General features: G+C 62.1%; 18 protein-coding genes. 13 read left to right on the forward strand and 5 right to left on the reverse strand.

The window, feature by feature from the left end; all coding sequences use genetic code 11:
- The 4 genes from traN (at position 1) to F1C16_RS20785 (ending at position 3,350) form a co-directional block, all read left to right on the forward strand.
- Complete coding sequence (gene traN / locus F1C16_RS20770) at positions 1 to 1,107, forward strand: conjugative transposon protein TraN (RefSeq protein WP_185284579.1); 1,107 nt, start codon at positions 1 to 3, stop codon at positions 1,105 to 1,107.
- A 126-nt stretch (positions 1,108 to 1,233) separates the two neighbouring features.
- Positions 1,234 to 1,422 (forward strand): hypothetical protein, encoded by a 189-nt coding sequence (locus F1C16_RS20775; protein WP_139252276.1) that lies wholly within the window; start codon positions 1,234 to 1,236, stop codon positions 1,420 to 1,422.
- A 207-nt stretch (positions 1,423 to 1,629) separates the two neighbouring features.
- Entirely contained in the window at positions 1,630 to 2,379 is a 750-nt protein-coding gene (locus tag F1C16_RS20780; protein WP_073285669.1) for a DUF6088 family protein, read from the forward strand.
- Positions 2,364 to 3,350: a nucleotidyl transferase AbiEii/AbiGii toxin family protein gene (locus F1C16_RS20785; protein ID WP_084549025.1), complete on the forward strand. Its 987-nt coding sequence runs from the start codon at positions 2,364 to 2,366 to the stop codon at positions 3,348 to 3,350. Before F1C16_RS20780 ends, F1C16_RS20785 begins: the two co-directional genes overlap by 16 nt.
- A 44-nt stretch (positions 3,351 to 3,394) precedes the next feature.
- On the opposite strand, the gene F1C16_RS20790 is transcribed toward F1C16_RS20785, so the two are convergent.
- From F1C16_RS20790 to F1C16_RS20810, 5 genes are all read right to left on the reverse strand, one after another.
- Positions 3,395 to 4,924 (reverse strand): hypothetical protein, encoded by a 1,530-nt coding sequence (locus F1C16_RS20790; RefSeq protein WP_185284580.1) that lies wholly within the window; start codon positions 4,922 to 4,924, stop codon positions 3,395 to 3,397.
- A gap of 315 nt (positions 4,925 to 5,239) precedes the next feature.
- On the reverse strand, positions 5,240 to 5,863 hold the full coding sequence (locus tag F1C16_RS20795; RefSeq protein ID WP_244535947.1) for an AraC family transcriptional regulator: 624 nt from the start codon (positions 5,861 to 5,863) through the stop codon (positions 5,240 to 5,242).
- A gap of 11 nt (positions 5,864 to 5,874) precedes the next feature.
- Positions 5,875 to 6,252 carry a cupredoxin domain-containing protein gene (locus tag F1C16_RS20800; protein ID WP_073285678.1) on the reverse strand — a complete coding sequence of 126 codons (378 nt, stop codon included), beginning with the start codon at positions 6,250 to 6,252 and terminating at the stop codon, positions 5,875 to 5,877.
- 12 nt (positions 6,253 to 6,264) lie between these two features.
- Complete coding sequence (locus F1C16_RS20805; RefSeq protein WP_073285681.1) at positions 6,265 to 8,529, reverse strand: heavy metal translocating P-type ATPase; 2,265 nt, start codon at positions 8,527 to 8,529, stop codon at positions 6,265 to 6,267.
- A 134-nt stretch (positions 8,530 to 8,663) separates the two neighbouring features.
- Positions 8,664 to 9,575 carry a trypsin-like peptidase domain-containing protein gene (locus F1C16_RS20810; RefSeq protein WP_139252278.1) on the reverse strand — a complete coding sequence of 304 codons (912 nt, stop codon included), beginning with the start codon at positions 9,573 to 9,575 and terminating at the stop codon, positions 8,664 to 8,666.
- 390 nt (positions 9,576 to 9,965) lie between these two features.
- Here F1C16_RS20810 and F1C16_RS20815 point away from each other — a divergent pair, with 390 nt between their 5' ends.
- The 9 genes from F1C16_RS20815 (at position 9,966) to F1C16_RS20850 (ending at position 19,421) form a co-directional block, all read left to right on the forward strand.
- Positions 9,966 to 10,433, forward strand: a complete 468-nt coding sequence (locus tag F1C16_RS20815; RefSeq protein WP_073285686.1) for a hypothetical protein — start codon at positions 9,966 to 9,968, stop codon at positions 10,431 to 10,433.
- Positions 10,434 to 10,561: 128 nt separating this feature from the next.
- Positions 10,562 to 10,693, forward strand: a complete 132-nt coding sequence (locus F1C16_RS23165) for a hypothetical protein (RefSeq protein ID WP_258049174.1) — start codon at positions 10,562 to 10,564, stop codon at positions 10,691 to 10,693.
- A 45-nt stretch (positions 10,694 to 10,738) separates the two neighbouring features.
- Positions 10,739 to 11,686 carry a heavy metal-binding domain-containing protein gene (locus F1C16_RS20820; RefSeq protein ID WP_185284581.1) on the forward strand — a complete coding sequence of 316 codons (948 nt, stop codon included), beginning with the start codon at positions 10,739 to 10,741 and terminating at the stop codon, positions 11,684 to 11,686.
- 49 nt (positions 11,687 to 11,735) lie between these two features.
- A complete protein-coding gene (locus F1C16_RS20825) occupies positions 11,736 to 12,443 on the forward strand; it encodes a DUF305 domain-containing protein (protein WP_073285692.1) in 708 nt (235 codons plus the stop codon).
- Positions 12,444 to 12,498: 55 nt separating this feature from the next.
- The gene (locus F1C16_RS20830) at positions 12,499 to 13,041 is read left to right on the forward strand and encodes a heavy metal-binding domain-containing protein (RefSeq protein ID WP_073285695.1); all 543 of its coding nucleotides are present in this window, start codon (positions 12,499 to 12,501) and stop codon (positions 13,039 to 13,041) included.
- 103 nt (positions 13,042 to 13,144) lie between these two features.
- Positions 13,145 to 14,389, forward strand: a complete 1,245-nt coding sequence (locus F1C16_RS20835) for a TolC family protein (RefSeq protein WP_073285698.1) — start codon at positions 13,145 to 13,147, stop codon at positions 14,387 to 14,389.
- 1 nt (position 14,390) lies between these two features.
- Entirely contained in the window at positions 14,391 to 15,005 is a 615-nt protein-coding gene (locus F1C16_RS20840; protein WP_073285701.1) for a hypothetical protein, read from the forward strand.
- Positions 14,989 to 16,134, forward strand: a complete 1,146-nt coding sequence (locus tag F1C16_RS20845) for an efflux RND transporter periplasmic adaptor subunit (protein ID WP_073285703.1) — start codon at positions 14,989 to 14,991, stop codon at positions 16,132 to 16,134. The genes F1C16_RS20840 and F1C16_RS20845 overlap by 17 nt, the downstream gene beginning before the upstream one ends.
- A 65-nt stretch (positions 16,135 to 16,199) precedes the next feature.
- A complete protein-coding gene (locus tag F1C16_RS20850) occupies positions 16,200 to 19,421 on the forward strand; it encodes an efflux RND transporter permease subunit (protein WP_073285706.1) in 3,222 nt (1,073 codons plus the stop codon).
- Positions 19,422 to 19,423: the final 2 nt, after the last annotated feature.

Consider the following 19,423-nt stretch of genomic DNA (forward strand, 5'->3'; position numbering starts at 1 on the left):
GTGGCGCCCGCCCTCGCCCAATCCACGACGCTGGCCAGCACCCAGCCCGCAGCGCCGGCGAAGCTCGCGACGTATCCGCTGTTCGTGTCGGAGCAAAAAACCACCCACCTGGTTTTCCCGTCCCCGGTCACATATGTTGATTTGGGCAGCGCCGGGCTGATTGCGGCCAAGGCTACGGGCTCCGAAAACATCGTGCGGGTCAAGGCGGCCGGCAGCGGCTTCAGCGAAACCAACATGACCGTGCTCACGGCCAGCGGCAAGCTCTACTCCTTCGTGGTGGGCTACCAGCGCAACCCGCGCCAGCTGGGCCTGGACCTGGGCGCAGCCAGCGCGGGCCCGGCCAAGCTGCCCGTGCTCCCGCTCTACGTCTCGGACCAGAAAACTACCCACCTTGTGTTTCCCTACCCGGTCACCTACGTCGACCTGGGTAACTCGGGCATTCTGGCCGCCAAGGCCACGGGCGCCGACAACATTGTGCGCGTGAAAGCGGCCAGCAACCACCTGACCGAAACCAACATGACCGTGCTTACCTCCGGGGGCAAGCTGTACATGTTCGTTGTCAACTACCAGCACGACCCCAAGGTGCTAAGTCTGGACCTGAGCACGATGACCAGCTCCACTGCCCAGGCCGGCAGTGGCAGCGAGGCCATCCTGTCGAACACGCCCATTCCCCAGGGCAACCTGGATGCCTATTCTAAGCAGGCCCTGGCGCGCGGCGGCTCGGCGGCCAGCGACACGAAAAACCAGCTCAGCGTGCGCGCGGGCAGCGTGGGCTACCAGCAGGAAACTTTGTTTTTCCCGCTCCACCTGCGCAACCGCTCCAATGTGACGTATGACGTGGATTTCGTCAAGTTCTACATCCAGGACAAGAAGATAGCCAAGCGCACGGCCGAACAGGCCATTGAGCTCACGCCCACCTATGTCTACAACGGCAACCTGAAAAAGATTGAAGCCGACGGAAAGCTCCAGCAGGTATTTGTTTTCAAGAAATTCACTATCCCCGACCAGAAAAACCTGGTCGTCGAGGTGTACGAGAAAGGGGGCGGGCGCAATATTACGCTCAAGCTTTCCAACAGCGACCTGCTCCGCGCCCGCGGCTTCCGGTAGCCTTAATTCTCCTACGTGCCTTGCTTATTGGCATCGTTGCGTGCACCAAACCAGTATCATTTCGTTTACCTAGTAGAGGAAACAGGGCGAACGACCGGCTCGGTACTCACTTTCATCCCTACTGTTATGCGTATTCTGCTGCTTATCGCCTTAGTTATCTTTCTCTATTCATCCTGGGCGCCAAGTTGGGGAGCCCAGGTGGCCACCTGGGGCCTGCTGCTGTATTTCGGCTACAAGTTCTTCCGCCTTTCCAGCTCCGTCATGCACCGGGCTTCCCGTAGCCCACAGGACCGCTACGACCCTTACAACCACTAGCAGCTCCACTTGGGTTGATATTTCCTGAACACCCTCGTGTTGCCTTGGAAAGGTAGCGGGAGGGTGTTTTGCATTTAGGTATTTGGTGAAACCACTAATAGATCTGCTACTGCCTGAGCCGCAAATTACCCGGAACACAGAGAATGATTTGTAATGTTTTACAGCAAAAAAACTTTACATTAAGTGTATCTTTACTGGCCGTAGCAGATGGAAAAATCGACCAAATCCACGACCGCCCGTCAGAAAATCATCAACCGCTTGCAGAAGCTGGAGCCGGGCGCCCTCGTGCGCTACCAGGATTTCGCCAGCCTCGGCATCGCGCCGGGCACGGTGGCCGTGAACCTGAGCAGGCTGCGCCAGGAAGGCGTGGTGCAGCAGGTCACCAAAGGCACCTACCGCCTCCCCTTGCAGAGCCGGTTCGGCCCGGTACCGGTTTCCGAGCAGCAGGTGTTGCAGGTGCTGCTGCAAACCTCCAGCAAAAAGCTGCGGGGCTACCCCACCGGCGTAGCGGCCTTCAACCGCCTGGGCCTGACCACGCAGGTACCGCAGGAAATTCAGATCGCTACCTCCCGGCCGGGGCGGCCGAAGAAAGTCGGCAACGTGCGCGTGCGCTTCGTGCGCAGCCGGGCCGATGTGAAGCCGGAGGAAGTAAAGCTCTGCCAGTTGTTGGATGCCCTACGGCAGATTAAGCGCCTGCCGGACACCTCGCCGGCCGTGGCCCTGCTGCGCCTGCGCGAGCAGGTAAAGCAGCTGCCACCGGCTGAGCAGGCCACCTTGGTTAGCCTAGCGCAGGACTACAATCCGGCCACGCGCGCCCTGCTGGGGGCCCTGCTGGAAGGGCTGGGTGAAGTCAAGTTAGCCACTACGCTGAAAGCCAGCCTAAATCCCTTATCCACTTATAAGCTTGGGTTGTCCGAACAAGCCTTACCCAACCGTGCGCAATGGCAAATCCGATGACCCTGCACACCCACGAGCAGGACTTTCGCAACCTGATTACCATCACGGCGACGGCCCGGGGAATGCGGCAAAGCTTTATTGAGAAGGACTACTGGGTAACCTGGGTACTGCGCAACCTGGCCGATTCGCACGTGGCCGACCACGTCGTGTTCAAGGGCGGCACCTCGCTTTCCAAAGGCTACGGGCTAATTGAGCGGTTCTCAGAAGATGTGGACCTGGCCGTTATCCTGCAGGAGCAGCAAAGCGACGGCGCGCTGAAACGGCTCATCCGCGACATCCACAAAATTGCTGCTGGCGACTTGCCCGAAGTAGACATACCGGGCTCTACCAGCAAGCGCGGCCACAACCGGCTCGTGTACCATCAGTACCCGCACCTATTCACCGACCCGGTGCCGACGGCTACGGAGCACATTCTACTGGAAATAACGGCCTTCGGAGAACCGGAGCCGCATAGTAAGCGGCCCTTGATTTCTTACCTAGGGCAGTACCTGCTCGACCATGGACAGCCGGAAGCCGTGCAGGAGTACGGCCTGGCAGCCTTCGACTTCAACGTGCTGAGCCTCTCGCGCACGTTTGCCGAGAAAATCATGGCCCTAGTGCGCGCCTCTTACGAAGAAAACCCGCTCGCAGCCACGGGCCGCAAGGTGCGCCACCTCTACGACCTGCACCAGCTGGCCAGCCAGCCCGAGGTGGCTGCCCTGCTGGCTGGCCCCGGCCTAGCCCAGCAGCTCGCGGCCGTGCAGCGCGACGATGCGCGGGCGGGCGTCATCGGCCCGACGTTGGAATGGAAAACCAAGCCCCTGACCGCCTGCTGGGCTTACGCCGAGGAAGCGGCAAACTTGCGTCAGCTTCAGCAGCATTATGAGCAGGAGCTGCCAAGTCTGCTGCACAGCCCACTTCCCGCGTTTGACCAGGTGCTACATGTCATCCAGCGCATCGCGCAGCAGCTACGTGCCTACGATGGACTATGAACAACATGGGTTTATGAACTGGCCCGCCGAAATGCCTACTCTGCCTAGTCTTCCACCTCTCGGTTGATGATGGGCAACACCTGATACAGCATCTCCTTGGGTATGCCCAGCATGTCGCGCTTTTCAGCGTAGTTCTCCAGGAACAGGGCAAAGGGGTGAATGCTCTGCATCTGCCGCTGTTCGTCCTCCGCCTCGCTGATACCAGTCCACGCCGGGGCCTGTAGATAAGCCAGGTACTCCTCCAGCACGTCCTCAAATACCATGCGGCCGTCCCGGAAATCTTCGTGGTAGGCCAGCAACGTATCCACGTCGACAATAATCAGCGGGCGAACGTTGTACACCGGCAGCCCCTGCTGCTCCAGCTTCGCCAGTTCTTCTTGGAACCAGTCGTTGACAACCACGTTCAGGCCGGGCTGATTGTAGAGCCGGTCATGCACCACCAGCACCGGGTCGATTACCAGCTCTGCCGGGTCAAAGTCGGTGTCGAATGGTAGTTGCTTGCGCAGCAAGCGTTCCACGTTGCCGGCCAGCTGCCGGGCCGCCTTGGGGTGCTGCTTTTCATCCTCGTAAAACTTCTTCTTAACCTCATCGAGGTAGGTGGCGAAGTCGTGGCCCGCTTTGGCATCCTTGTGTACCAACACGTCCTTTGACTCAAACAGCACGGCCCGGTTCTCGTGGCGGAAATAGTAGTCCGGCTCGGACTGGCCTTTCAGTTTCCAGCCTTCCAGAATGGCTCGCCCGCTCAGGGCGAGGCCTCGCCCCCGAAAAATGGCATCCAGTAGCAGATAAAGCAGGTATTGCTCCGAGAACAGGTCGCAGTAAACGGAGCGCCAATCGGTTTCCCGCTGGCCCTTAGGAAGCGAGCGGTTGGCAATATTAAACTGAAAATATAGCCCTTTATGCAGGGTTTCGAGCACCAGGACGGGGTACTCTAGTACGAACGTGCCTGGTGATTCTTCGCACAGCGGCGTGGTACGCAGGCTGGTGAAATCAGCCATGTCTAATGGCTGGCCCTCCGGCAGCGTAAAATGCCGCAGAAATGCGCACGCCTCGTCGTAATCCGGGCCGGGCGGTACCTCTACGGCAATACGGCCGGGCTTGTCGTTTTCGGTAACAGGTTTGATGATGCCGCTGAGCTGGCGGAAGAAATCCTGCCAGGTAGCACACGCAAACCGCTGCAGAAAGGCGCGGAGCAAGTGTTCAAAGCGGGCGTCAGCTTCCAAAAATTCAAACAGGCGCACCGACTTGATTATCTGCAGCATGGCAATATTCGGTAAGCGGTGGTTCAGCAACTCAAAGTCGGAGAAGGTACCGGCCAGCGCAATAGCGGCGAGGGGCTGCTTCGGTAACAGTTGTTGAGCAACCGTCATAGCCTGATACTGCTCCCGGATGTAGGCCTCGTTCAACGCCAGACACGCGGCAAACATGCTGCGCTCAAAGTCGGCATCGGACTGGCCAGCGGCCCCGGCCGGCAATCCGAAGCAGGAGCCAAAGAGTTGGAGCACCGGTTTGGGGTGGAAGAAGTTGAGCTTTTTACTGATACGGTCGGCCAGCGCTTGCGTCCGGTGGTACACTTGCCCGGCAAATGCATCGTTGCTGGGCCCAAAAAATTTGCTGCATATCCGTCACAAAGTCCCGCTTCGAGGCGGATGTCTGGCTCAGGTAGCCCAGCAAGTGTGAAACGCCCTGCAAACCATCTAACCGGCTAACTCCGATTAAACAGGCGGCCACCGATGGGGTGGCGCCAGTAAACAAATCATGGTATTCGACTAGTAACTGGCGGTTCATAGCAAGGCGGAAAAACGGTAAAGATTACCTTCTGCGCGTATGAACACAAAAAAGCAGGAGCCCGTTAGGAAGCTCCTGCTTTCGTGCTTTACACCAAGACATTAGATCAACGAATCCAAGCTGCGCCGGGCGTGCGAGGCCGGCCCCAGCTTCTGGAACTCGGTCGGGGTGAGGCCCGTCACTTGCCTGAACTGCCGCGAGAGGTGAGCCGGGCTGCTGTAGCCCAGCTGCTGGGCCACTTCGGCCATGCTTAGCTCGCCGTAGCCGATGAGTTCCTTGGCTCGCTCCACCTTCTGACGGATGATGAACTTCTCGATGGTGAGACCCTCGGAAGCGGAGAACAAATGGGAAAGATAGTGGTAGTCTTTGCCCAGGTGCTCGACTAGGTAGGCGGAGTAGTTGAGCAGACGCGGGCCGGGCGGCGGGTAGTGAATTAGGGCCACCAGTAGCGTCTTGATGCGGTCTACCAGCTGGGCGCGGGGGTCTTCCAGCAGTTCGAAGCCGGCCTCCTGCAGGCTGGTGCGGATGGCATCGTAGTCAGGGGCTGCGCCGTTGGGCATCGACACGTCGGCCTCGCCCAGGGCCACGCGGTGCACCTGCAGGCCCAGCGCGGCTAGCTCCTCGCCCACCACCCGGATGCACTGCGGGCACACCATGTTCTTTATCAGCAGCCGGTGCGCGTCGGGCGGCGGTAGCACGTGGGCCATGCTAATGTCGGCTTGCATGGGATGCGCGCTCATTTCACCACCAGATTGCCCCGCAGCATGCCCATGCCGCAGGTAAACGTGAAGGTGCCCGCCTGCTGGGGCAGCAGTTCCACCAGAGTGGTTTTGAACGCCGGCAAGTCGCGGCGCACGTTGAAATCGGGCATTAGCAGCTCCTCCGAGCAGCTGTTTTCCTCGTCGCGGTAAAAGCTCAGCTGCACGGGCTTGCCGCGCTCCACCTCAACGACGTCGGGCGAATAGCCACCCTTCACCGTGATGGCCACTTCCTGCACGCCGCCCGACGTGGACACGGCGCTGGCCGTCTGACGGGCTGAGAAGAAGAAATACCAGATGACAAAAGCGGCCAGGCCGACACCGGCAATGGTCACAATAAAAGCCGTCGTATCCATAAGGAGCAGGAATTAATGAGCAGCAAACGCCCGCAGGCGCAGCGAGTTGGTCAGTACCGACACCGAGCTCAGGGCCATAGCGCCGGCGGCCAGCATGGGCGAGAGCAGGATGCCGAAGAAAGGGTAGAGCAGCCCGGCCGCGATGGGAATACCCAGCGTGTTGTAGATGAAAGCGAAAAACAGGTTCTGCTTGATGGTGCGGATGGTCTGGCGGCTCAGCTCTATGGCCGTGACCACTCCGCGCAGGTCAGAGCGCATGAGCGTGATGCCGGCGGCTTCCATGGCCACGTCGGTGCCCGAGCCGATGGCCAGGCCGATGTCAGCCTGGGCCAGCGCCGGCGCGTCGTTGATGCCGTCGCCCACCATGGCCACGGTGCGGCCCTCACCCTGCAGTTCTTTCACCTTGCCGGCCTTGTCCTGGGGCAGCACCTCGGCGAAGTAGCGCGCAATGCCCACCTGGCCGGCTACCTGCGCGGCCGTCTGGGGGTTGTCGCCGGTCATCATTACCACCTCGATGCCCAAGGCCTGCAGCTGCTTGATGGCGGCGGCTGAGGAGTCGCGCACGGTGTCAGCCACGCCGACGAGGCCCACGGCCTGCCCGGCCACGGCCACGTAGAGCACCGTTTTGGCCTGGGCCAGCAGCTGCTCGGCCTGGGCGGAGAGAGCAGAGGAGAGGGCAACGCCTTCGTCGTTGAGCAGGCGGCGGTTGCCGATGAGTACGGCCTGGCCCTCAACAGTAGCAGCGGCACCTTTGCCCTCCACGGCCCGGAAATCCGTCGCCGCCCCGGTGCCCGCGCCCTGCGCGTCGGCGTAGCGTACCACGGCTTCTGCCAGCGGGTGCTCACTCTGCCGCTCCACAGCGGCCACCAGCTGCAGCAGGCGCGCCGTATCTTGGCCCGGGGCCACGAAGTCGGTCACGGCCGGCTCCCCGCGGGTGATGGTGCCGGTTTTGTCGAGCAGCACGGTGTTTACCTGGTAGGCTTTTTCCAGCGCTTCGGCGTTGCGAATCAGCACGCCGTGTTCGGCCCCCTTTCCGGTGCTCACCATGATGGCCGTGGGCGTGGCCAGCCCCAGCGCACAGGGACAGGCAATGATGAGCACGGCCACGAAGTTGACCAGGGCCAGCGGCAGGCGGTGCTCCACTGGCGCCAGGTCAAACCACAGCACGAAGGTCAGAATAGCAATGACCACCACCGTGGGCACGAAGATGGCGCTGACTTTATCGGCCAGTCGCTGGATGGGGGCGCGGCTGCCCTGGGCATCCTCCACCAGTTTTACAATCTGCGAGAGCATGGTATCGGCACCCACCTTGGTTACCCGAAAGCGGAACGCGCCGGTCTTGTTCAGGGTGGCCCCGAACACGGCGTCGCCCGGCTGCTTTTGCACGGGCAGGCTCTCGCCCGTGAGCATGGCCTCGTCGAGGGCCGAACTGCCTTCCGTAATCAGGCCGTCGGTGGCCACCTTCTCGCCGGGGCGCACCAGCACGATGTCGCCCAGCTGCACCTGCTCGACGGGCACATCCACCTCCGCGCCGTCGGGGCGCACTACGCGGGCGGTTTTGGCCTGCAAACCCATCAGGCTGCGGATGGCGGCCGAAGTCTGGGTTTTGGCGCGCATCTCCAGCACCTTGCCCAGCAGAATCAGGGCAATGATGGTGGCCGTGGTATCGTAATACACCTCGGGCATCAGGCCCCGGCTGGTGAAAAAGCCAGGCACTACAGTGGCCGCCAAGCTATATAGGAAAGCTGCCCCGGTGCCCACGGCAATGAGCGTGTCCATGTTAGCGGCCCGGTGCTTGAAGCCGTTCCAGGCCGACTCGTAAAACTCGCGCCCGCTGTAGAGCAGCACCGGCAGCGTGAGCAGCAGCAGCGCGTAGTTGAGCCACTGCATGTTCACGCGCTCCATCATGGCCGGCCAGAGCATGAGCATGCTCAGCGGCATGATGATGACGGCCAGCCCCACGGCTACCCAGAAGCGGCGCTTGAGCTTCTGGTAGGCTAGGGCTTTCTGCCGGTCGATTTCGGCGCTGCGCTCGGCGGCGCTGGTATCCGGCGCCCGCTCCGCCACACCGTAGCCGGCGTTGAGGACGGCTTCTTTCAGGCTGGCCGGCGAGGCCTGCGTAGGTACGTAGTCGACGGTCGCCTTTTCGGTCGCAAAATTGACCATGGCCCGCTGCACGCCCGGCGTGCGGCTGAGCGACTTCTCGACAAACGCCGCGCACGAGGCGCAGGTCATGCCTTCGATGTCCAGGGTTTCGGTCTTGGTAGTCGGTTCCATAACTAGTAGGTTACTACATGATTGCCTTACCGGGTAGCTTACCGGGCAAGGCAATCAATCACCCTACAAAGGAACGGTCACCCGTCAAGGAAGTTAGTACGCAATCCAGCCCCTGAATTGCATAATTTGGCTTACTAAGCAGAAGACGTTGCTGCCGCGGCCGCTTGCTTGGCTTGCCAATCAGTTAGCCGCTGTAAGCCTCGGCCCAGATTGACTTTCACCGTGGTAGACACGGGAATGTTCAGGTTGAAGCTTTGGCGCATGAATTCCAGCAGCACGGTGGTGCGCGTTACTAGCAAGTATTTATGGCGGCGCAAGGTCAATTCCTCTGTCACGATCCCCACAAGCTTGCGCTCGTGTGCTGGGTCACCGAGCAGAAAGTTACCCGTGTCCCAGAGCCCACTGCCGCTGATGCCCTCCATTTTAGGGCGCCGATGGGGTTGGGGATTGGCGGCCGAAAGCACATCACCAGTAAAGTCAAGCACCAAGTGTGTGCCTGGGTGGAGCCGGAGCCCGGCGTAGTCAAACTCCTTCGTCTGCTGCACCTGCAGTGGGTAAGGCGCCGTTTTCACGTGCCCGTTAAACGAGCGGGTTTTTGCCGCCGGGAAGCCCACGGACAGGTACACGTCCGTCAGATGCCGAGGGCTGGTCGACAGCTCATTCAAAGTCAGGAACTGATAAGCCTCCTGCAACCGGGCGATTTGGCCTTCGTCAGTCAACTCCAGTACTGCCAAATCAATCTTGTCGTCTTGGCGCCGACCCGGAGGCGGTGGGGACGTGGTCAGCAACGTACCAGCCAGTGTCACTTCGTTCGGTGGTAAGATGACGAAGGTTGTGTAGGCCTGACCCGCTAGCACGTGCGCCGCCGTAACAACAATGAAACGGTTATCTACTGTTAGCAGGACGCCACTGCCGCACGCCGCGATACGGCCTTTGCGCGTGTAGAAGAACTGAATAGTGGAACGGAGTATCGCCGCCGTGGCGATGCTCAAGGGGTGGGCTTTTACTTCTTGTAAAAGCGATGAAGGAGTAGGTGTTGCAGCCATGGGGTAAAAGTGAAAAAATGAAAGTTATTGGTCTGGGCTGCTAACCAAGTGTAGACTGCCGTTTCCAACTTGGAATACGTAGTTGGCACCTTCTTCCCACAAACCACCCTTACCTTTGTTGCGTCGGCCAGCACTTTTCTCAGGCAGTTACGCTCGGAAAGCTTATGAAATCAGGTCAATCACTTGCATAATTTTGCGCTCTTGGCAGCTTGCCTCTGGTAGGCAAGAATAGCTTAAAACGCCTCTGCGGCAATTTGCTGCCTGTTCTGCTGTCGTCTAAGCTAGGAATGCTCCACCTGCCAGCGGAACCAAATCGCCCGTTTTGCAGTAAGGACCGGGTATTGCACTTTCCAAGCGACTTCTACTTTTGCGGTTGCTTAGTACCCTCGCATGTTCCATAGCCTGTTCCCCTTCCGCCGTTTGCTGGCGACGAGCTTTCTGCTCGTCTTCGTCAACGTGTTCGTGGGGCAGTGCTGGTGTGCTACGGTCAATCCGCCCCAGGCCGCCCGGCCGGCAGCGGCGCACCACCAGGCCGAGAAGCCCACGCACCCCGGCTGTAAAGGTCACGGCGCGGTGGCCGAGCATCACGGCAAGAAGGGCGCCCACCCGGCCAAGCCCGCCCGCAGCCACGACTGCTGCAAAGATAAATCGGCTTCGCTGCTGTCGTCGCTGACCTCGCCGGTACAGAAGCAGCTGTTTTTACCGGCACCGGCGCTTGTACCGGTTACCCTGGAGTTTTATTTCCGGCCCGCCGCCGGCAAGTGGGACCGTAACCGCGCGGTAACGCTAGTGCCCAGGGAGCACCTGCCGCCCAAAATTCCCGACATCCGCATTTTCATCCAGTCGCTGACTGTCTGATACTTCCGACGCGCTAAGGCTCGCGCCGGCATAGCTGTGCTATGTCCGGGGCGGGCCTTTTCGTTTGCTCGCCCGCGTGCCTGGTCCACGCCCCCTTCTCCCCACTTCTTGGTTTTTTCTCCCCCGCAATGAAGAGTTGCTGTCAGGAGGCCGGCGCGCCGCCCCCTCGTGGGCCGGGCCGTCGCTGGCTGTCCTACCTGCTCTACGCCGTGGTAGCTGCCGCGCTGGGCTTCGTGCTCTGGCAGCAGTGGCAGGCGTAGCCGCCGGACGCTGACGCCCGATTTCTTCCCATCTCATTTCAGGTTATGAACCGCCTTCTCATTTCCGCGCTGGCCGCTGCCAGCCTGTTTACCGCCGTGAGCTGCTCGACCGATTCGGCCAGCAGCAGCGCCACCAATACTGTTACCACTCCCACCGGAACCGAGGCCGGCAACGCCGCCGAGCACGCCGGCGGCCACACCTACGCCTGCCCCATGCATCCGGAGGTGACCAGCACCAAGCCCGGCGAAAAGTGCCCCAAGTGCGGCATGGCGCTGGTGCACAACGACCAGGTGTCGAACGGCAAGAGCTACCAGATGCAGTTTGAGCCCAAGCCCATGCAGCTAATGGCGGGCCAGCCCGTGACGCTGACCTACACCCCCCAGGAAGTGAGCAACGAGAAAGCTCCGGTGCCACTGGCCGTGGTGCACGAAAAGAAGATTCACCTCATCGTCGTCCGCAAGGACCTGTCGGCGTTCTACCACGAGCACCCCGAGTTCACGGCCGACGGCAACTACAAGGTGCCATTCACCTTTGCCAAGGGCGGCGACTATGTGCTGTTTCAGGACTATACCCCGGCCGGCGCCGGCCACCAGCTGGGCCGCCAGGTGGTGAGCGTGCAGGGTCCAAAGTACACGCCCGTCAAATTCAGCAAGGACCAGCTGCAATGGAGCCAGGACGGCTACCAAGCCACATTGGCCTTTGATAAGGAGCTGAAGGTGGGCCAACTGCTAGGCATGAAAATCACAATCCGCAAGAATGGCCAGCCCGTGACTGACCTCGACAACTACCTCGGCGCGCTGGGCCACGTGGTGGTCATCAGCGAGGACACCGAAAACTACCTGCACGTGCACCCCAACGACCAGGCCGACAAGGGCCCGGTGATTGGCTTCAACACCAACTTCGAAAAGCCCAGCCTGTACCGCGTGTTCCTGCAGTTCAACCACGGCGGGCAGATTCACACGGGCGACTTCACCATTAACGTCAAGGGCTAGCCTGACCGGGCCGCCCCACCTTTTTCACCATTCAACCAACCTACACCCCGTGAAAACCTCCGCATTCCTGCTGGCCACCCTCTGCTCGGGCACCCTGCTGCTGGGCAGCTGCAGCTCCGATAATAAAGCCGACACCACGGCCACCGAAACGACCACGAATCCGGCTGCTGATGATATGGCGGGCATGGACCATTCCAAGATGAGCGAGGGCGCCGCCGGCAGCTCGCCCCTGACGGCCTCCATGAACAACATGATGAGTAAAATGGAGGCGATGCCGATGAAGGGCAACACCGACCACGACTTTGCCCACATGATGCTGGAACACCACAAGGGCGCGGTGGCCATGGCCGACATCGAGCTGCGCGACGGCAAGGACGCCACCATGCGCCAGATGGCGGAAAAAATCAAGGCCGACCAGCAGCAGGAAATCAGCGAGCTGGAGGCCATTGCCCAGCGCCTGGACTCAGCCCCCACCAACTACAAGCCCAAAGACCCGGCTGACCCCTTCACCGCCCAGATGAAAACCAGCATGGACCACATGATGCAGAACATGCCCGCTCCGGTAGCCGATGCGGACATGAACTTCAACATGCTCATGACGGTGCACCACCAGAGCGCCATGGACATGGCCGAGGCTGAGCTGGCCCACGGCAAGGATACCAAGCTCAAGGAGATGGCGCAGAAAATGGTGGACGCGCAGAAAATGGAAATCGAGCAGTTCAAAGCCTGGCACGCCAAGAATGCCGATAAGATGTAGCCCGGGCGGCCTGTCAATACGCTTACCTCACTCCACTCACTTACCTCCATTTAAGATGAAATCCGTTCGTTCTCTGCTGGCCATCACGCTGCTGGCGGCCCCGCTTTCCCTCTTCGCCCAGCATACCCACCAGGCCGGGGCCGCCCACGGCCATAACGCCGCCGGCGAAACCCACGGCCACACGGCCCCGCACGGGGGCATCGTGCGCACAGCCGGCAAGTACCACGTAGAACTGGTGCTGGCCGGCTCGCAGATGACCGTGTACCTGCTCGATGGCAAAGAGCAGACGCTGGCTACCAAAGGCCTGACCGGCACGGCCATGGTGCTGCAGGGCGGCAAAACGACCTCCGTGCTCCTGTCCCCGTACGGCAACAACCAGCTGCGCGGCGGGCTGCCCGCCGGGGCCACGCCGACGACGGCCATCATCACCCTGCGGCGGGGCGGCGAAACCATCAGCGCCCGTTTCGACAAGCTGGCCAGCACCAGCGCCAAGGCCAAAGCCACCAGCTACATCTGCCCGATGCAGTGCGAAGGCAGCGCCAGCACCAAGCCGGGCGCGTGCCCCAAGTGCGGCATGGCCCTGGTGAAAAAGGCGTAGGCGGAGCCTGTTTTTCGGACGCGCGGCGTCCGGACCCGCTCCGTCCCGGGTCGTCCGCGGCTGCAACCGCGGGCGGCCCCCTGACGAGCTCTAATCTGACCCTATGAAGTATCTGAAGATAAAAAGCCGGGCGCGTGCTGTGCTCCTGCTGCTGGGGCTGCTGATTGGCTGGATGCCGGCCCGGGCTCAGACCACCGTCATCGGCCTTGACAGTGCCGAAGCCCAGGCCTTGCGCCGCCACCCGCGCCTGCGCCAATCCGACGAGGAAATCGCCGAGCAGCGGGCCCTCAAGCGGGGCAGCTTCGCGCCGGCCAACCCGGACTTTCTCTGGTCGGCGCCGACGGGGGAGATGTGGGCGCCGGGTGTGGTGCAAACCCTTGACCTGCCCAACGTCTACCGCCGGCAGCGGCAGGTAGCCCAGGCCGGCGTAGTGCTGGCCGAGCGCAACCGTGACGTGAGCCGCGCCACGGTGCTGCGCGATACCCGCTTGGCCTACCTCGGCCTGCAGTTTGCCGAAGCGCAGGTGCGGCAGTACACCTACCAGGACAGCCTGTACCGGACGTTGCGGCTGGCCACGGAGCGGCTGTTCGCGGCCGGCGAAGTCACCTCCCTACAGCGCATCAGCACCGACGCCGAAGCGCGGCAGGCCACCGTGCAGCTACAGCAGGCCACGGAAGATTTGCACGCGGCCCAGCGCCGCTTGGCGTTGCTGCTGAGCCAGCCCGGCACCGAACTAGCTACCAGCACCGACCTGCGCCGCAGCGGCCCGGAACTCGCCCAGACGGGCGCGGCCCTGCTCGGCACACTGCCGGCAGCGGACAGCAGCGCCCTGGTGCGCAGCCCTACCCTGGCGGCGGCCACCCAGAACGTGGCGCTCAGCCAGTCGGGCATCAGCCTGGTGCGGGCCCGCCGTACCCCGGCCCTGACGCTGGGATATCAGAACCAGGCATTTGAGAATTCCCAACTCAAGTACCGCTTTCAGTTCGGCGTATCAGTCCCCATCTGGTTTTGGACCTACCGGGCGCAGCTGCAAGCGGCCACGGCCCGCTCGCGGGCGGCTACTTATCAGCTGCAAACCCAGCGTCTGGAGCTGGGCACGCAGTACCAGCAGGCCCTGGCGGACACCCGCAAGTTCTCGGTCTCGCTCGCCTATTACGAGCAAACCGGCGTGCCCCAGTCCCGGGCCATCATCAGCCAGTCCCAACGGCTGTTCCAGGCGGGCGAGGTCAGCTACCTGCAGCTGATTATGAGCCTGAACCAGGCCTTTGCCATTCAGAATACCTACCTGACCACCATCCGCGACTACCGTCAGGCCCTGGTGGAACTCTCTTACCTACGGGGTGAATAACATGAAACAGCTCATCATTTTGCTGCTGGGCCTGCTGCTGCTGAGCGGCCGGGCCCGGGCCCACGGGGGCGAAGACCACGGCGACGCCGCGAAGGCGTCGACGCCCGCCGGGGCCACCTCCTTCTCGGTAGCGGCCCTCTCGGAGCAGTTCGAGGTGCTGTTGCGCTACGAACCGCTGGAAGGGGGCAAGCCGGCCGACCTGCGCCTGTTTCTGTCCGATTACGCTACCAACGTGCCCATCAAGGGCGCCAAGCTCACGCTCACCAACCCCGAAGACGCCGGCCTGAAGTGGGCGGTGACGGAGAAAGGACCGGGCGAGTATTTGGTGGAGGGCGAGTTTCCGGCCAATAAGGCCTACAGCTTCGCCCTGAACGTGGTGGCTGGCGAGCGGGCCGACCTGCTGCTGCTCGATGGCATTAAAGTGGGCGCCAAGCTGCCCGCGGCCGTGGCCCCGGCTGCCGCTACCCCCTCGCTCTTCTCTTCTTGGAAAACCATTCTGGCCCTGGTCGGCGCCTTCTTGCTCGGTGTCGGCCTGACGGCGCTGCTGCTGCGTCGCCGCCAGCGCGCCGGGACCTCCTCCACTGCTACGCCCGTTGTCTATGAAAACCAAGCATAAAGTTCTGCTCGGCACGGCTGCCGCCAGCCTGGCGCTGACCGTGCTGCTGCCCCCGACCGCGGCCGTGTTTGGTCACGGGGGCGAAGACCACGGCGGCGAGGCCAAGGCCAGCACCGGCGTGGCCCTGACCGACGAGGTGCTGCTGCCCAAGGAAAGCCAGTTTCTGTTTCAGGTGCGTACCAGCCTGGCCACGTACTCGGCCACCTACAGCCGGGCCACGCTCTACGGCACCGTGTCGCCGGCCGCCGGCGGGGAGGGGCGCATTGTGGTACCACAGACCGGGCGCATCGTAAGTCTGGCGGCGCAGGTAGGGCAGGGGGTTCGGGCCGGCCAGGCGCTGGCCGTCATCGAGCAGACCCTGGACGCCACCCAGCAAATCGGGCTGAGCACCGAACGGGCCAACGCCCAAGCCGAGCTGCGCGCTGCGCAGCAGGACTACGCCCGCCTGCAGAGCATTGCCGACATTGCCGCCCGCAAGGACGTGGTGGCCGCCGAGCTGCGCCTGCGTCAGGCCCGGCAAAACGCGGCCATTCTGAACGGGCAGGCCCGCCAGCGCCGCGTGACCATCACCTCGCCTATCAGCGGGACCGTGGACGTGTTCAACCTGGCCGTGGGCCAGCAGGTAGGCCAGGGCGATGAGCTGTTCCGGGTGCTCAACCCCGGCAAGCTGCGGGTGGAGGCCCAGGTGTTTGCCCAGGATTTGGCGAAAATCACGCCCGGCGCGCAATTTCGGGTGGAAGGGCTGCAGGGGCAGGCCGGCGCACCCGCTAAGCTGGTGGTGTTCAGCAACGTGGTCAATCCCGTCAACCAAGCCCGCCAGCTCATTCTGGAGCTGGACCAGACGGCCGCCAGCGGCTACCGCGCCGGACAGGCCGTAAACGTGCAGGTGCTGGGCCAGAGCGAAGGCGGCAAAAAAGAGTTGGTGGTGCCGACCTCAGCCGTCACGGACTTGAACGGCAAGCCCGTGGTGTTCGTGCATACCGAGCCCGAGCACTTCAGGATTCGCTACGTGCAGCCCGGCGCCGTCAATGGCGAGCAAACGGTGCTGTTGCAGGGGGAGGTGAACGAAAACGACCGGGTGGTTACCGCCGGCACCTACCAGCTCAAATCCATCTACCTCAATCAGTAGCGACGGCCAAGATTCCTACCCCGGCCTCGACCGGCCCACCTGGGGCTGCTTTTGCTTTTTTGACGATGCTTGATAAAATCATTCGCTTTGCCCTGCAGAACCGGCTGCTCATGCTGGCTTTTGCCCTGGGCCTGCTGCTAGCCGGCACCTACACGGCCCGCCAGCTACCGGTGGACGTGCTGCCCGACCTGGACCGTCCCCGCGTTACCGTGTTCCTGGAATCCCCGGGCATGGCCCCCGAAGAAGTGGAGGCCCTGGTCACGCTGCCCGTGGAGACGGCCCTGAACGGAGCTACCGGCGTGTCGGCGGTGCGCTCTAACTCGGCCATCGGCCTGGGCATGGTGTTCGTGGAGTTCGACTACGGCACCGATATCTTCACCGCCCGCCAGATTGTGTCGGAAAAGCTGCAGACCGTGGGTGAGCAGCTGCCGACCGGCATCACCCCGGTGCTCGGCCCCATTTCCTCGGTAATGGGCCAGATTATGCTGGTGGGGTTAACGGGGGGCCAGCAAACCAACGCAGCCGACCTACGCACGCTGGCCAACTACACCGTGCGCCAGCGCCTGCTGTCCATCCCCGGCGTAGCCCAGGTGATTCCCATCGGCGGCGACAACCTGCAGTACCAGGTGCTGCTGGACATGGCTCGCCTGAGCGCCACGGGGCTGACGGTCAACCAGGTGGAGGACGCGCTGCGCAAGTCCAACCTGAATACGACCGGCAATTTCTTTGATCGTAACGGCTCGGAGGTGCTCATCCGCAACCTGGGCCGCCTGCGTTCGGTGCAGGACATCGAGAACATCATCGTGGGCTACCGCGACCAGTCGCCGGTGCGCGTGGCCGACATTGCGAAAGTGGAGTTCGGAGCCCGCTTCAAGCGCGGCGACGGCAGCGTGAATGGCAAGCCGGCGGTAATTCTAAGCATCGAAAAGCAGCCGGGCGCCGCCACCGTGAGCCTAACCGCCGCCGTGGAAAAAGCGCTGGTGGAACTCAAGCCTTCCCTGCCCAGGGACGTGCATGTGAACACCCGCCTGTTCAAGCAGTCGGAGTTTATTGAGTCCAGTATCACCAACGTGGAGGAGGCGCTGCGCGACGGCGCCATCCTGGTAGTCATCGTGCTGTTCGCCTTCCTGCTGAACGTGCGCACCACATTTATCTCGCTGGTGGCCATACCACTCTCCTTGCTGGTCACGGCCCTGGTGTTCCGCCTGGCCGGCATCAGCATCAATACCATGACCCTGGGGGGCCTGGCTATTGCCATCGGGGAGCTGGTCGACGACGCCATCGTGGACGTGGAAAACGTGTACCGGCGCCTGCGCGAAAACCGGCACCTGCCCCAGCCCAAGCCGGCATTGCAGGTCATCTACGCGGCCTCCTCGGAAGTTCGTAACTCCATCGTGTACGCGACAATCATCGTGGTGCTGGTGTTCCTGCCGCTGTTTGCGCTGGAAGGCATGGAAGGGCGCATTTTTGCCCCGCTGGGCATTGCCTACATCACCAGCATCGTGGCCTCGCTGTTCGTCTCGCTCACCGTCACGCCGGTGCTGTGCTACTACCTGCTGCCGAAGATGAAGCAGATGGACCATGCCGAAACGGACGGGCCACTGGTCCGCTGGCTGAAACGCAAGGACACGCGGCTGCTGAACTGGGGACTGACGCACCCCAAAGTAGTACTCACGGTGACGGGCGTTTTGTTTGCCGCGTCGATGGCCCTGATTCCCTTCTTCGGCACCGAGTTTTTGCCGCCCTTCAACGAAGGCTCGCTGACGGTAAACTTCTCGGCCCAGGCCGGCACCTCCCTGGCCGAGTCCAACAAGCTGGGCACGCTGGGTGAGCAGCAGATGCTCCAGATTCCGGAGGTAGCCTACACCGCCCGCCGCACTGGTCGGGCCGAACTGGACGAGCACGCCGAGTCGGTCAACAATTCTGAAATCGAGGTGGCCTTCAAGACCGAAGCGGAGCTGGAACGAGAGGGAAAAAAGATGCGCAGCCGCGACGAAATCCTGGCCGATATGCGGCAAAAGCTAAGCCTGATTACCGGGGTGAACGTGAACATCGGCCAGCCCATCTCGCACCGCCTCGACCACCTGCTCTCGGGGGTTCGGGCGCAGGTGGCCATCAAGGTGTTCGGCAACGACTTGCTGGAGCTGCGCCGCTATGCCAATGAGATTCGCGCGGCCGCTGGCACCGTGCCCGGCGTAGTGGACCTGCAGGTCGAAAAGCAGGTGCAGATTCCGCAGCTGCTCATCCGCCCCCGGGACCAAGCTTTGCAGGCCTACGGCATGGCCCGTGGCGAGGTGGTGCAGGACCTGGAAACACTGTTTCAGGGCACGGTGGTCTCGCAGATGCTCGACGGGCAGAAGCGCTTCGACCTGGTAGTGAAGCTGCCCGAAGACCAGCGCAACGATATTGCCGCCATTGGCCAAACCCGCATCGAAACGCCGTCGGGCGCCCTGATTCCGGTCAGCCAGGTGGCCGACATCGTCTACGAGCCGGGGCCCAATACCGTCAACCACGAAAACACCCAGCGGCGTATCACCATCTCGCTGAACGTGGCCGGCCGCGACCTAGGCTCCACGGTCAAGGAAATTCAGCAGAAGGTCAGCCAGCAGGTAAAGCTGCCGGCGGGCTATTACCTGACCTACGGCGGTCAGTTTGAGAGCCAGCAGTCGGCCTCGCAAAAGATTCTCTGGCTGAGCCTGTTCTCCTTGGCCGGCATCTTCCTGGTACTGTACTCGCACTTCAAGTCTACCTACATGGTGGGCCAAATCATGCTCAACATCCCGCTGGCCCTGATTGGCTCGGTGGTGGCCGTGCTGCTCACCGGCGGCACGTTCAGCATCGCCTCGCTGGTGGGATTTATCACCCTGACCGGCATTGCTTCGCGCAACGGCATCATGATGATTTCGCACTACATCCACCTAGTAGAGCACGAAGGGGAGCGATTTAGCAAGCAGATGATACTTCGCGGCTCCCTGGAACGTCTGGTGCCGGTACTGATGACGGCCTTAGTAGCCGCGCTGGCGCTAGTGCCGCTCACGCTGGCCAAGGACGCGCCCGGCAAGGAAATTCTCTACCCGGTGGCCACCGTCATTCTGGGCGGTTTGCTCTCCTCCACCTTCCTCGACATCATCGTGACGCCGGTGGTGTTCTGGCTTGTGGGCGAAAAGGCCCTGGCTCAATACTTCGCTTCGCACCGAGAAACGGGCTTGGGCGAGCACCCCGAGGAGCTCGACACCCCACCCCTCACGCCGCCGGCCGACCTGAACCCGGTGCAGCCCACCACCTAACC

This window comes from Hymenobacter sp. NBH84 (assembly GCF_014217645.1).
GTDB classification, from domain to species: Bacteria; Bacteroidota; Bacteroidia; order Cytophagales; family Hymenobacteraceae; genus Hymenobacter; species Hymenobacter profundi.

What these genes read in the sequence shown, in the direction of transcription:
- F1C16_RS23165 (WP_258049174.1), top strand. Translation starts at nt 10,562, where the DNA reads ATGAAGAGTTGCTGTCAGGAGGCCGGCGCGCCGCCCCCTCGTGGGCCG.
- F1C16_RS20820 (WP_185284581.1), top strand. Translation starts at nt 10,739, where the DNA reads ATGAACCGCCTTCTCATTTCCGCGCTGGCCGCTGCCAGCCTGTTTACC.
- F1C16_RS20795 (WP_244535947.1), bottom strand. Translation starts at nt 5,863, where the DNA reads ATGCAAGCCGACATTAGCATGGCCCACGTGCTACCGCCGCCCGACGCG.
- F1C16_RS20775 (WP_139252276.1), top strand. Translation starts at nt 1,234, where the DNA reads ATGCGTATTCTGCTGCTTATCGCCTTAGTTATCTTTCTCTATTCATCC.
- F1C16_RS20800 (WP_073285678.1), bottom strand. Translation starts at nt 6,252, where the DNA reads ATGGATACGACGGCTTTTATTGTGACCATTGCCGGTGTCGGCCTGGCC.
- F1C16_RS20785 (WP_084549025.1), top strand. Translation starts at nt 2,364, where the DNA reads ATGGCAAATCCGATGACCCTGCACACCCACGAGCAGGACTTTCGCAAC.
- F1C16_RS20840 (WP_073285701.1), top strand. Translation starts at nt 14,391, where the DNA reads ATGAAACAGCTCATCATTTTGCTGCTGGGCCTGCTGCTGCTGAGCGGC.
- F1C16_RS20850 (WP_073285706.1), top strand. Translation starts at nt 16,200, where the DNA reads ATGCTTGATAAAATCATTCGCTTTGCCCTGCAGAACCGGCTGCTCATG.
- F1C16_RS20815 (WP_073285686.1), top strand. Translation starts at nt 9,966, where the DNA reads ATGTTCCATAGCCTGTTCCCCTTCCGCCGTTTGCTGGCGACGAGCTTT.
- F1C16_RS20805 (WP_073285681.1), bottom strand. Translation starts at nt 8,529, where the DNA reads ATGGAACCGACTACCAAGACCGAAACCCTGGACATCGAAGGCATGACC.
- F1C16_RS20780 (WP_073285669.1), top strand. Translation starts at nt 1,630, where the DNA reads ATGGAAAAATCGACCAAATCCACGACCGCCCGTCAGAAAATCATCAAC.
- F1C16_RS20845 (WP_073285703.1), top strand. Translation starts at nt 14,989, where the DNA reads ATGAAAACCAAGCATAAAGTTCTGCTCGGCACGGCTGCCGCCAGCCTG.
- F1C16_RS20830 (WP_073285695.1), top strand. Translation starts at nt 12,499, where the DNA reads ATGAAATCCGTTCGTTCTCTGCTGGCCATCACGCTGCTGGCGGCCCCG.
- F1C16_RS20835 (WP_073285698.1), top strand. Translation starts at nt 13,145, where the DNA reads ATGAAGTATCTGAAGATAAAAAGCCGGGCGCGTGCTGTGCTCCTGCTG.
- F1C16_RS20810 (WP_139252278.1), bottom strand. Translation starts at nt 9,575, where the DNA reads ATGGCTGCAACACCTACTCCTTCATCGCTTTTACAAGAAGTAAAAGCC.